Below are 12,615 nucleotides of genomic sequence, written 5' to 3'. Positions count from 1 at the left end.
GCGACGCCGCCCTGCACGGCGGCGTCGCTCAGTAAAAAGACATGCCGCGCCGACAGGATGCGGCAGTCGGTTTGGAGCTTTCCATCTTTCGTCAATCTGCAAGGGGATCTATTCGTGAAAAAGCATACTTTAGGCATACTAACTGGATTTGGACTGGCCCTCTCCGGTATCGCGCACGCGCAATCGAGCGTGACTCTCTACGGCATCATCGACGAAGCCGTGCGCTACGACACCCACCAGAACAAATCCGGCGGGAAGCTTTTCACGATGGGTAGCGGCGGCGAGATTCAGGGAAGCCGCTGGGGCCTGCAGGGAACCGAAGATCTCGGCGGCGGCATGGCCGCCATTTTCCAACTCGAAGGCGGCTTTACGCCGAATACCGGCGTGACGCAGCAATCCACGCCGTCGGGCGCGGCGCGCCTGTTCGGCCGTACCGCGATGGTCGGGCTCAGCACACCGTACGGCACGGTGACGGCCGGCCGCCAATACACCCTCGTGCACGAAATGGGCTGGATGCACGATATCTATGCATTCGCCAATTACACCGGCACGGTCGGCTTTCAGGGCGCGGGCCTAACGGGCGGCGGACGTCTCGACAATACGGTGCGCTATACGTCGCCGACGCTTGCCGGCTTCACCCTCAAGGGCGCGTACACGTTCGGCCAGACAGCGGGCAGTATTCATCAGAACTCGTCGCCGGCCGTGAGCCTTTCCTATGACAACGGTCCGTTGAGCGTCGGCGCGGCTTATCAGATCGTCAACAACATCGGCGGCCTGAATCCTTCGACGACCGCTTACGGCAGCAGCTATTTCGGCGTGACGATTCCCGACAGCTCGCAAAAGATCTTCACGGCGGGCGCGACCTATAAATTCGGCCCGGCGAAGGTGTACGCCTCGTATATCTACAGCCACGTCTATCCGGCGGACTATCGCAACGACTCGTTCTCCACGGCGCTTCAGTACACCATCACGCCCGCGCTCGTGCTCGATCTGCCGTTCTATATCGACTTCGTCCACCACGCAGGTCAGAGCGGCACGCGCATCACCGGCGGCCCGACGCTCGACTACTTGCTGAGCAAGCGCACCGACGTCTATGTCGGCGTGGACTACAACCATCTGACGGGAGCTTGGACCACCCTCGCCGCCGCGTCCGGCTCGAACCAGCCGTTCTATGGCTTCAACTCGCTGTTCGAAGCCGCGATCGGTTTGCGCCACAAGTTCTAGCATTCGCGGCAAGCATCCTTCTCCGGCGTCCCTCGATGCCGGAAGCACGCATGACATCGCCAAACCACATCGGGACGCGTAGCCGCGTCCCGATCGTCGACGCACGTCCCCGCATTGAAAAGGCGGACCTCGATCCGCCCATCCCATCCATTCGCTTCAGGAGGAAACACTCATGAAAATCGGCATCCCTGCCGAAAGCCGCGCCGGCGAAACGCGTGTCGCCGGCACGCCGGAAACCGTCAAAAAACTCACCGCGCAGGGGCATATCGTTCTGGTCCAGCGCACGGCAGGTGAAGGCGCGCACTTCCCCGATACGGCCTATGCGCAGGCGGGCGCCACGCTGGTCGAAGCCGCCGAGGCATTCGCGGCCGACCTCATCCTCAAGGTGCAGGCGCCGACAGAAACTGAGCTTCGGCAGATGAAGCGCGACGCTTTTCTCGTCGGCATGCTCAATCCGTTCGACACCGATCAGGTCGCAAAAATTCGCGCCGCGGGCGTGACCGCTTTCGCACTCGAATCGATTCCGCGTACGACGCGCGCGCAAAGCATGGACGTGCTGTCGTCGCAAGCCAATATTGCCGGCTATAAGGCCGTGCTGGTGGCTGCCAGCTTGTACCAGCGCTTCGTGCCCATGTTGATGACCGCCGCAGGCACGGTCAAAGCCGCGCGCGTGCTCATTCTCGGTGCGGGCGTCGCGGGATTGCAGGCGATTGCAACGGCCAGGCGTCTTGGCGCCGTGATCGAAGCATCGGACGTGCGTCCCGCCGTCAAGGAACAGATCGAATCGCTGGGCGCCAAATTTCTCGACGTGCCGTGCGAAACCGATGAAGAGCGCGAGGCCGCTCAAGGCGTGGGCGGCTATGCGCGGCCCATGCCGCCCTCGTGGCTTGCACGCCAGGCCGCGTTGGTGCATGAGCGGGCCAAACAGGCCGACGTCATCATCACGACCGCGTTGATCCCCGGCCGCACCGCGCCCACCCTGCTCAACGATGACACGGTCCGAGCGATGAAGCCGGGCTCGGTGATCATCGACCTCGCGGCGGGCAAAGGCGCAAGCGGCGGCGACCGGCGCGGCGGCAACTGTCCGTTGACCGAAGCCGATGCCGTCGTGCTGCGGCACGGCGTGCAGATCGCGGGCTATACGAATCTGCCGGCCATGGTGGCTACCGACGCCTCCGCGCTGTACGCGCGCAACGTGCTCGACTTTCTGAAGCTGATCATCGACACCGAAGGCAAGCTGAAGATCGACACCAGCGACGACATCGTAGCCACCACCTTGCTGGGTCACGACGCATCGATGCTGCAAACCGCCTAAGGAGACTGCGATGGAACTCATCACTCACACCACGACCAACCTCATTATCTTCGTGCTGGCGATCTATGTGGGCTACCACGTCGTCTGGAACGTGACGCCCGCGCTGCATACGCCGCTGATGGCCGTCACCAACGCGATATCCGCGATCGTGATCGTCGGCGCCATGCTGGCCGCGGGATTGACCGTGGGCGGCGCGGGCAAGGCATTCGGCGCAATCGCCGTCGCGCTGGCGGCGGTCAATGTGTTCGGCGGCTTTCTCGTCACGCGCCGCATGCTCGAAATGTTCCGCAAAAAAGAGGCTAGAAAGCCGGCCGCAAACGCAGTCAACGGAGTCGCGCAATGAGTATGAATGTGGTCACGTTGTTGTATCTCACCGCCTCCGTGTGCTTCATTCAGGCGCTCAAAGGGTTGTCGAATCCGAAAAGCGCCCGGCTCGGCAACGTCTTCGGCATGGCCGGCATGACGATCGCCATGCTGACGACGCTCGCGTTGATCGCGAAACAGGCGTCGTCGCTCGGGTCGGATCTGGTGCTCGGGCTGGCGGTGCTCATCGCCGCGCTGATCGTCGGAGGCGCGATCGGCACCGTGGTGGCCGCGCGCGTCGAGATGACCAGGATGCCCGAACTGATTGCGGCGATGCACTCGCTAATCGGGCTGGCCGCCGTCTGTATTGCGTATGCGGTGGTGTCCGAGCCGTCCGCTTTCGGATTGACCGCGGTCGGCGGCGAACTGCCGTATGGCAATCGCGTCGAGTTGTTCATCGGCACCTTTATCGGCGCGATCACGTTCTCGGGGTCCGTGATCGCATTCGGCAAGCTGTCCGGCAAGTACAAGTTCCGGCTGTTTCAGGGCGCGCCGGTCGTGTATCCAGGACAGCATGCGCTCAACCTCGCGCTGGCATTCGCCATGGTCGGCTTCGGCGTTGCGTTCTTTCTGACGCAGTCGTGGTTGCCCTTCATCGTCATGACCGCGATTGCGTTCGCGCTCGGCGTGTTGATCATCATCCCGATCGGCGGCGCCGACATGCCGGTGGTCGTCTCGATGCTCAACTCTTATTCCGGCTGGGCGGCCGCGGGCATCGGTTTCTCGCTGAACAATCCGATGCTGATCATTGCCGGCTCGCTGGTCGGCTCGTCCGGCGCGATTCTGTCGTACATCATGTGCCGGGCGATGAACCGCTCGTTCTTCAGCGTGCTGCTCGGCGGCTTCGGCGCGGAAAGCGCCGCCGACAGCGTAGCGAAACGCGAGCAACGGCCCGTCAAATCGGGCTCCGCCGACGATGCCGCGTTTCTGCTCGGCAATGCCGAATCGGTCGTGATCGTGCCTGGCTACGGACTTGCCGTCGCCCGCGCGCAGCACGCGCTGAAGGAGTTGACCGACAAGCTCACCGACAAAGGCATCGACGTGCGCTATGCGATCCATCCGGTGGCGGGCCGCATGCCCGGCCATATGAACGTGCTGCTCGCCGAAGCCGAGGTGCCGTACGACCAGGTATTCGAAATGGAAGACATCAACGCGGAGTTCGGCCAGACCGATGTCGTACTCGTTCTCGGCGCCAACGACGTGGTCAATCCCGCCGCGAAGACCGACCCGGGCTCGCCGATTGCGGGCATGCCGATTCTGGAGGCGTACAAGGCACGCACCGTGATCGTCAATAAACGGTCGATGGCTTCCGGCTACGCGGGTCTCGACAATGATCTGTTCTATATGGAAAAAACGATGATGGTGTTTTCCGACGCCAAGAAGGTCATCGAAAACATGACCAAGGCGCTCGAATGAGCATCCATAAGCGGCAAGTATCGGCCCAGAAGAGTTTGGTCTTTGTCGAGCAGACCGTTAGACGCTACCTTATAGCGTGCTGATCCCGCATTTACCGTTATAGGCACTTACCATGCATGCACTCGTCATTCACGCACCGCTCGATCTGCGCATCGAGGAGGTGCCCACGCCCGAACCGGAAGCCAACCAGTTGCTGGTGCGGGTTCGAGCCGGCGGAATCTGCGGCTCCGATCTTCACTATTTCAATCACGGCGGTTTCGGCACGGTCCGCATCAAGGAACCGATGGTGCTCGGCCACGAAGTGTCTGGCGCTGTCTCGCGCGTGGGACCCGGCGTGACGGACATGCCGGCCGGTACACGCATCTCCATCAGTCCGAGCCGGCCTTGCGGGTTGTGCCAATACTGCCAGCAAGGGCTGCAAAACCACTGTCTGGATATGCGCTACTACGGTAGCGCGATGCGCACGCCGCACGTGCAGGGCGCGTTCCAGCAGGAAATCGTGATCGACCGTTCGCAGGCCCACGTGGTGGCGGATTCGTTGAGCGATGCCGAAGCCGCCATGGCCGAGCCGCTCTCCGTTGCATTGCATGCGGTGCGGCGCGCGGGTCCGCTGCTCGGCAAGCGGGTGCTGGTGACAGGTTGCGGGCCGATCGGCGCGTTGATCGTGGCCGCCGCGCGCCGAGCCGGCGCCGCGACGATCGTCGTGACCGATGTCAACACGCTGCCGCTCGATAGCGCGAAAAAGGTCGGCGCGGACCTCGCGATCAACATCGCCGAAACGCCGGACGGGCTGAAGCCGTTCGCCGTCGACAAGGGCACGTTCGACGTTCTGTTCGAGGCGAGCGGCAACGCGGCGGCCTTGCGCGGCGCATTCGACGTACTCAAGCCGCGCGGCGTGATCGTCCAGGTGGGACTCGGCGGAGATATCGCCTTACCCATCAACGTGATCGTCGCCAAGGAATTCGATCTGCGCGGCGCGTTCCGTTTCCATGAAGAATTCGCCGTGGCTGTCGAATTACTGAACAAGGGTTTGATCGACGTGAAGCCCCTGATTTCAGGCATTTTCCCGTATCAGGATTCAGTCAAGGCGTTTCAGACCGCCGGCGATCGCTCGAAGTCGATGAAGGTGCTGGTGAGTTTCGATTGAATGGAGAGTGTGTGATGCGGCGATTGCGTAACTGCATGGCCGCGTCACGAAGGATCATGAAAAAGCCGACGTCGAAACGCAGACGTCGGCTTTTTTCCTTCACACCGCGCGTTGCTCAGTTATTGCAGCGCGCTTCGAGCGCGTCGATGAACGCGCGGTTCCAGCGGCCGTCCTTCATCGCCCGCATGGTTTCGGCCTCCGCTTCCAGAACGGCTAGCGCCTTCTCGATCACATGCGCGGCATCGTCCTGCGGAATGGCCAGCAAGCCATCCTGATCGCCGACGACGATATCGCCCGGATTCACCACCATGCCGCCCACCGACACCGGCACGTTGATTTCGCCTGGACCGTCCTTATACGGACCGCGATGCGTGACGCCACGTGCGTACACCGGAAAATCTCGCTCGCGAATTTCCGCGACATCGCGAATCGCGCCATCCACTACCAGACCGACAACACCCACGTGAGCGGCATAGAACGACAGAATTCCGCCGACCACGGCGTTGTTGAGATCGCCACCCGCGTCCACGACCAGAACGTCGCCAGGACGGCAAAACTCCAGCGCGCGCAAGTAAGTCAGGTTGTCGCCGCCGCGCGAGCGCACCGTGACCGCGGTGCCCGCCATGGTCTGCTTGCTGGGCTTCTGATACGGATGCAGTCCCACACTGCCGATATTGCGATGCATGTTGTCGCTGAGCGCGGAGACAGGAATGCCACGCAACGCGGTGAGAATCGTCTCGGCGGCTTGAGCGGCCGAAGGGTTTTTCCTGATGGCTTTATACATGGTCGATCTTGGCTTCCAGGTGGCTGATATACGGCTATAACGGTATATCGCCCTCGTGAATCACGCCAAGACGGCTTCGTTCTTGCACGATAGCAAACGCTTATGAAGCGCGATTCTCCGCGTGTTTGCGCCTGGAGCGTCGGGATCTTGCGGGCTTGAGGCCAGACCGGATCACTGCCCCCTGCACCGCCCATCAATCACTCACAGCGTTCCCGTGATCGCCACGCGCTTTGGCTGAAGCGAAAAAGGTCTGCAACGCGGGGGCCGAATGGTCGCTCAACGAGCAGATTCGCGCCAGCCAGTCGGCTTCCGCGGGCCATTCCCCTTCCACCACGCGCGGATAGATTTGCCGCACGAACTGATGCAGCGCCTTTGCGCCGATATTGCCGCTGATGCCAAGCAGGACGTGCAAGGCGCCATGCGTCGATTCGAGGTCGCGGGCCGCCACGCTGGCGGCGAGTTGCGCCACGGTCGAGCGAATCTGTTCGATGCCGTTGAGGAACGTCTGATCCAGCAAATCGAGCGCCACCAGTTCCTCGAGGTGTTTCTCGTCGAGCAGCGGGCCTTCCTTGATCGGCGCCGGCTTGTCGGCTTGCACGGCGGGTGTCTGCGCCGGTTCCGCTTTGACCGGCGCATGCGACGCACGTTGCTGGGCAAACTGTCTTGCAAGAGACGCGTAAAGCGCGCCGATCTGCACGGGCTTGATCATGACCTCGTTCATGCCCGCGGCGAGACATGCCTGCACGGCTTTCATATCGGATTGGCCGGTCAATGCTACGACGGGGATCTGGGAATAGGCGTCGGCCCGCGCGCGGATCGACGCAGTCGTTTCCACGCCGCCCATTCCGGGCATGTTCATGTCCATCACGATGGCATCGACGGTGTCGTCCTCCTCCAGCATCGTCAGCACGGCCGGCCCATGCTCGGCCTCGACGACACGCGCGCCGCATCGCTCCAGATAACCTTTGGCAATCCGCCTGCTGTAGGTGTCGTCGTCCGCCACCAGAATCGTTTTGCCGGCGAATCCGTCGAATGGATGGCTGTGATCGTGCCGATTGCCGCTTTCGAAGAGCGTCTTGAGCGCGGTGATCAATTCCACCGGGCTAACGGATTTGCTGATCATATCGTCCATGCCGGCGCGCCGGGCGAGCACCCGCGTCACATTGACCGGCTCCGTCGTGAAGGCGGCGATCAGCACATTCCGGTTCGGGTGTTGATGGTCGGCGCGGATCGTCTCGGCGGTGGTGTAGCCGTCCATGACCGGCATATTGATGTCCATCAGCACGAGGTCGTGCGGCGTCGACTGTCGAAGCACCCTCAATGCCGCTTCGCCGTTTTCCGCCTCGCTCACCTCCGCGCCGACCTTCGACAACGCGCGGCGGCTTCGCGCCCGCTGGGCGGCATCGTCGTCCACGACGAGAATGCGTTTGCCGGCAAAAAATGGCGTGGCACGCTCGAAAACCTTCTGCTCATGCTCTGCCACCTCGCGGCTGGAGACGGCGGGGAATTGCAGCGTGAACTGCGTAAATTTGCCGACTTCCGAGCGACAGGCAATCGTGCCGCCGAACGCGCGCATTGCGCGCTGGCAATAGGCAAGGCCGAGCCCCGTACCCGCCGAATTGCCCGCGGTACGGAAAGGCTCGAACAGATGCGGCAGGAGGTCGGCCGCGATGCCGGGGCCGGTATCATGAACCAGCACCGTCTGGCGGTCGATCGTCAGCGTCAGCGTTGCCAGAGGATGCGCGGCAATGTGATGCAACGCGTTCTTGATCAGATTGAACAGCGTGAACAGATAGACGGTTTCGTCGACCTTGAAGATAAAGTCTTCCAGCATCACGAGCCGGACTTTGGCGCGCTCCTTCTGATCGCCGAAACCGTATTCGTCCAGCGCTTTACGCGTGGTGGCCGCCGCGCTCAGATAGGTGAAATGATCCGCGCGGATGGGTTTCGCGCTGACTTCATCGAGCGTCATGGCGATGATGCGCAGGCCTCGGTCAATCGACAATTGGCCGTGGGCGAGATGCCGGTAAAGCAACGCCGCCCTGTCATGCGACATGGCCGGCGACGGATTGGCGTCCGTCACCGCGGGCAGCGCCTCTTCCATGCGATCCAGCACGTGCCTCAGCTGGCTGAGAGGATTGCGCATTTCATGAGCGATCGAACCGGCGAGCGCACGAAACGCCACGTTTTTTGCCTGCGCGACGATGCCCTTGAGGTTGCTGTAACTGAACGTAAGGCCCGCAAAAATAGCGAATGTAAAAACCGGCAGATACGTGTAGAGAAATAACTGCCCGTCAACGTGGAGGGATTGCGGAATGACGACCCTGGCGCATAGAACGGCAAGACCCATCCCCAGAATCAGATTGAGTGCTAACGCAACGACCGACGGAAAGATGGCGATCAGGAAAAACACCATGCCCAGCTCGGCCATCGACCAGAGCATCGAATAGTGACCGGCGATCAGGTAGTAAGTGAAAAAGAACGGTAGCGTATAAGCTACCGTTACAAAGTAGTACCACGGCAGGAAGCGCACGACCAGAGCGGGCCAGAAACGGCGCAATAGCAGCAGCGCACAGGCGGCTGTACCGAAAGCGCGCATCAGCAGGCTTTCGTTGGGTTGAGGGTCGATATACGTCCACCACAGCCAGTAGAGCGGATGTCCGATCGTACCGATTACGCCAACAGCCAGCACGCTGTAGTCCGACACCTTGGCCGAGTCATAAACCAGTCGGTTGAGGTAACGGATGCTCCCTGAAATGGCTCTCATGTCGCGCTTTATCTTGACTTATCCAGCCTCAGAATCTGAAGCTGCTGACGTTGAACGACATGCCGGCGCTGCCGACCCAGCACAGCACTCTGTCGCCTCTCTTCAACCGCCCGCCGTCTTTTGCCAGTGAAATGGCAGCCGGAATCGAAGCCGAAACGAGGTTTCCCGTCTCCGGATAGATGTGATACATCTTGTCGTCGATCCCTACCTTGGCGCCGTAACCCTGCCACGCAGCCTTGGAGGATGCGTGGGTGAAGACGATGTCGATGTCTTTCTTGGGAACTGGCAGTTTAGTCAATACCGCGGACAGCTCGTCCGAATTCTTGTGAAGCTCATGGCCGAATGATGTGAAACGCATGTCGCCGTTCTTACCGATCCGCTCGGTCGGGTGGCAATACCCTTCGTAGCCGGGGATTGGAATGGTGCACAGGTCCGACACTGCCGGCTTCGCGCGGAACGCGAAGGTGAAGTTATCCGGCTCTTTGGCGACAAGCAAGGTGGCGGTCGCCGCCTCGCCAATCGTAAACGACGGCAACGTATATTCGATTTGAGCCTGGCTCTTCAACGCGAAATTCCCCGGATAGAGTGGACCGCCCGCAAGCATATTGAACTCGGCATTCACAATCATAGCGTTTCTGTACTGACCCGACTTGAAAAGGCTGTCGATGATCGCCATGGCCCGGGTCCAGCTCATGCAGGCGTCGACCACGTCGAAACACTCGGCGTTCACGAAGCCAAGCGTGCTGGCCATCATGTGGCTGTTGCCGGGCTCGAGAAACCCTCTTCCAATACCAACGTAAATAAACAGCTCGATATGTTCCGGCTTCAGATACGTTTCCGATAGCGCCTTGCGCGTCGCCATGGCGACGTGATCGATAGGCGACTCGTGGCTTTCACACCAGCGCCGGTTGACCAGTCCGCTTCTGTCGAGCAAGGTCTTGATGGTGCGCATTCCCCGGTCGATGTCGCCCTCGTAATCCCTGGAATGAAATCGAATCATATCGATCACTTCCTCGTTCGTAACGATCCTGGAGGGCAAGCTGACGGCTACGTCTTTAATAAGCATAAAGAATCCATGAATAAACTAACGCGGTGGGTAGAAGTACGTTTTGCGCCATGGCACGGGGTATCTGGGACGCCAGATACCCGGCCTCGCGGCGCTGGTACATTAACGCGTCCACCGCGATTCATGAAAAAAGTCCCGTCTGGCGTGTTGCCAATGGGAATGCCGGGCGGCGGGGTGGGCCCGGGCGCCGGGGGTGGAATGGGTGTGGATCGGGCGGCGACGTTCAGCGGCGTGTCCGTTCGCCCGGGATCAGACCTTTTTCGTGTCCTGTTCCGTCAAGAACGTGACCTCATCCGCCGCATGCGCCCGTAGCCTCCTTCGAGCGACTAGACTTGGCTTCGGTCTTTCGAGGGGGCGCTTCTCTCAAGCGAACCCCACCCCTCGATCTTTCAGCCTGCCGCTCCCTCGGGCGGTAGGCTCTTTTTTTGTGGACCGCTTCAAATTCAGGCAATAGTCGCTCGTGACCTAAGAGGATCAGGCCGATGCATGCCGCCCCCAAGGTTCATCCACGATTGCGATTGCTGTCCTCACCTGTAGGTCGAAGACGACCACAGTTCCAGCGGAAAACCGCGTGACGCTATCGAGGAAAGCATGCAGCTACCAAACGTAGATAACTTCATCAAAGACTCGCAGCACGGCGTCACCTACAACATCTGCGCCTATCGCAAGCTGTCAGATCAGGAGATGACACGCGCGATGCAAGTCTTCATACAACAACAGGGCGAGCGCCAACCGAAGCAAGGGTCGGTCGTCAAGATCTTTTCCCTGCTCGGATTTGGGGATCAGTAGCCGTGTTGAAGCTTTGCACATCCATTGACGGAGGCTGGAAGCGCTCGCCATCGCACGCGCAACAGCATGCCGCGCGGCAAGATGAACCGTGTCGACTAAGCCGTCTAATCCAGCACCGACAGCAGATCGGCGAGGTTCGTGTCAGGCAATCGCTTCGCAACCATGTCCCAGAAGATCACGTCGCGCATTGCGCTGGCATCTTCCGCCGTCTTCCATTCGCGCGCACCGACGATGGAATCGGCCGTTTCGCGCGCCGCGGACACGATTGTCTGAATATCTTGTTTATGCATGAACCCGTTAACGGTCGCATAGCGAGCTTATTTAGCCTCATGCGCAATCGTTTGCTAAAAAAAATTTAACCACTGCCCCCGCTTTGCACGATGCCAGCGCGGTGATCGAAAACCGAACATGGCGCATCACGGAGTTCAAGCGTTCGCCGCGCCCGGCGAGGCGGGACAAGGCGGCCGCCCTGCGGTCCAGGTGAACGGCGATGCATGTGAGCACGCACTGGAATTCGCGCATCCTGAACGTCGGGCGAAATTCTACCTCTTCCGCCACGCCGCACCGTATTGCGGCGCTTATCGGAAAACTTAAGTCCGAAAGGAGCACATTGTTGGGGCCGCCTCACAGCGCCCTGCGGCACATGTTCTCTCTGCATCGGCCGTTGCGGTTAGCGGCAATACCCTGCGCGGTGCAGCAAATGCACCACTTTTGACCCACCAGACTGATCTCTATTCACCACAAAATATTTCGACGCCAATGGACAATGCACTGTCATTGAGCACAATTAGCCCAACAATGATATAAATCGATAAAGGGATGCACTATGCATGCCGCCCTTGTCTGTTGCGATATACGATAATCCTTTCTTAATCTTACGCAATCACGGATCGAATCCGGCGCTCAGCAAGGCTGCTCGCCATCTCGCCGCTCGACGTCCGCAACAGCCAATGTGTTGGTTAATTCAGCCATGAAATACTGACAAGAGAATTACACGTATAGCATGCTCTAATAAAAAAAAGACGGAGTCTTGGGGAGAAGTCTCTGTAGACCACACATTTCCGGGGAAAAATAAATGGATTTGGGACATACTCTGCAGCGCAGTTCGCGCCACAGTGCCGCGCCGATGCAAACGAACGATCTGACTCGCATCGACATCGCGCTGTTCAACGGATTCGCCTTGCCTACGGTCGCCGCACTCATCGAGATTTTCCAGAGGGCTAACTCGTTAGTCGCCGCACCGCGCTCGGGCCGCGCACGTTACGACGTCTCGCTGCTTTCCGCCGCGGGCGGACGCATCGCCAGTTCGTCATCGGTGTTTGTCTGGACTGACGACGTCCAGTCGCACCGAGGCACCAACGAACCACACCTGTTGTTCATTGCAGGGGGCGCCGGCGTGCAGCAGGCATGCCGCGACGAGCGATTGAGCGAGTGGCTTCGCCGCAGGCATCCGTTCAGCGAGATCGTGCATCCGATCGCGGAAGGCCAACTGCTGCTTCAGGCCGCCGGGCTGCCCAGCCGCTACTGCCCGCTTCTCTATGGAGACAGCGAAGCACCCGGCTTGCATCCGGCGCGGTTGACAGAAGCGCCGGGCGCCGTATCGACCGCGCTGCGTATCGTCGAAGAGGATCTCGGTGCCGATCTTGCACAGCGAGTTGCCGAGTCGATCGCGCCGCAACCCAGAACGCCTTTCAGCTCGTCGATCACGCCCGACGTGGCGCCGCAGATCAGCGAGAAGATCCTC

11 protein-coding genes are annotated in these 12,615 nt (G+C 60.5%); 7 read left to right on the top strand and 4 right to left on the bottom strand.

The window, feature by feature from the left end; translation table 11 throughout:
• The first annotated feature begins 114 nt into the window (after positions 1-114).
• From ACFSNN_RS19035 to ACFSNN_RS19015, 5 genes are all read left to right on the top strand, one after another.
• Positions 115-1,224: a porin gene (locus ACFSNN_RS19035; RefSeq protein WP_244322936.1), complete on the top strand. Its 1,110-nt coding sequence runs from the start codon at positions 115-117 to the stop codon at positions 1,222-1,224.
• A gap of 172 nt (positions 1,225-1,396) precedes the next feature.
• A complete protein-coding gene (locus tag ACFSNN_RS19030; protein WP_134462938.1) occupies positions 1,397-2,539 on the top strand; it encodes a Re/Si-specific NAD(P)(+) transhydrogenase subunit alpha in 1,143 nt (380 codons plus the stop codon).
• Positions 2,540-2,549: 10 nt separating this feature from the next.
• Positions 2,550-2,882: an NAD(P) transhydrogenase subunit alpha part 2 gene (locus ACFSNN_RS19025; protein ID WP_134462936.1), complete on the top strand. Its 333-nt coding sequence runs from the start codon at positions 2,550-2,552 to the stop codon at positions 2,880-2,882.
• Positions 2,879-4,318 (top strand): NAD(P)(+) transhydrogenase (Re/Si-specific) subunit beta, encoded by a 1,440-nt coding sequence (locus ACFSNN_RS19020; protein ID WP_134462934.1) that lies wholly within the window; start codon positions 2,879-2,881, stop codon positions 4,316-4,318. The genes ACFSNN_RS19025 and ACFSNN_RS19020 overlap by 4 nt, the downstream gene beginning before the upstream one ends.
• Positions 4,319-4,430: 112 nt before the next feature.
• Positions 4,431-5,465: an L-idonate 5-dehydrogenase gene (locus ACFSNN_RS19015; protein WP_134462932.1), complete on the top strand. Its 1,035-nt coding sequence runs from the start codon at positions 4,431-4,433 to the stop codon at positions 5,463-5,465.
• Positions 5,466-5,580: 115 nt separating this feature from the next.
• On the opposite strand, the gene ACFSNN_RS19010 is transcribed toward ACFSNN_RS19015, so the two are convergent.
• The 3 genes from ACFSNN_RS19010 to ACFSNN_RS19000 all read right to left on the bottom strand — a co-directional run bounded on the left by ACFSNN_RS19010 (position 5,581) and on the right by ACFSNN_RS19000 (position 10,082).
• Entirely contained in the window at positions 5,581-6,249 is a 669-nt protein-coding gene (locus tag ACFSNN_RS19010) for an RraA family protein (RefSeq protein ID WP_134462930.1), read from the bottom strand.
• 193 nt (positions 6,250-6,442) lie between these two features.
• On the bottom strand, positions 6,443-9,016 hold the full coding sequence (locus tag ACFSNN_RS19005; protein WP_377689074.1) for an ATP-binding response regulator: 2,574 nt from the start codon (positions 9,014-9,016) through the stop codon (positions 6,443-6,445).
• A 28-nt stretch (positions 9,017-9,044) separates the two neighbouring features.
• Entirely contained in the window at positions 9,045-10,082 is a 1,038-nt protein-coding gene (locus ACFSNN_RS19000) for a 3-oxoacyl-[acyl-carrier-protein] synthase III C-terminal domain-containing protein (protein ID WP_106312789.1), read from the bottom strand.
• Between the two features lie 591 nt (positions 10,083-10,673).
• On the opposite strand from ACFSNN_RS19000, the gene ACFSNN_RS18995 reads away from it, so the two are divergent.
• On the top strand, positions 10,674-10,871 hold the full coding sequence (locus ACFSNN_RS18995; protein ID WP_134462926.1) for a hypothetical protein: 198 nt from the start codon (positions 10,674-10,676) through the stop codon (positions 10,869-10,871).
• Positions 10,872-10,975: 104 nt separating this feature from the next.
• Here ACFSNN_RS18995 and ACFSNN_RS18990 read toward each other — a convergent pair whose 3' ends face one another.
• Positions 10,976-11,161: a hypothetical protein gene (locus ACFSNN_RS18990; RefSeq protein WP_012428083.1), complete on the bottom strand. Its 186-nt coding sequence runs from the start codon at positions 11,159-11,161 to the stop codon at positions 10,976-10,978.
• A gap of 785 nt (positions 11,162-11,946) precedes the next feature.
• On the opposite strand from ACFSNN_RS18990, the gene ACFSNN_RS18985 reads away from it, so the two are divergent.
• A partial coding sequence (locus tag ACFSNN_RS18985) for a type 1 glutamine amidotransferase family protein (RefSeq protein ID WP_465263558.1) occupies positions 11,947-12,615 on the top strand: 669 nt, incomplete at its 3' end.

The sequence above is a fragment of the Paraburkholderia dipogonis genome, from assembly GCF_042680985.1.
Taxonomy (GTDB): domain Bacteria; phylum Pseudomonadota; class Gammaproteobacteria; order Burkholderiales; family Burkholderiaceae; genus Paraburkholderia; species Paraburkholderia phytofirmans.
Note: the sequence above shows the minus strand (reverse complement) of the source record. Positions and strands in the feature narration are given on the sequence as shown.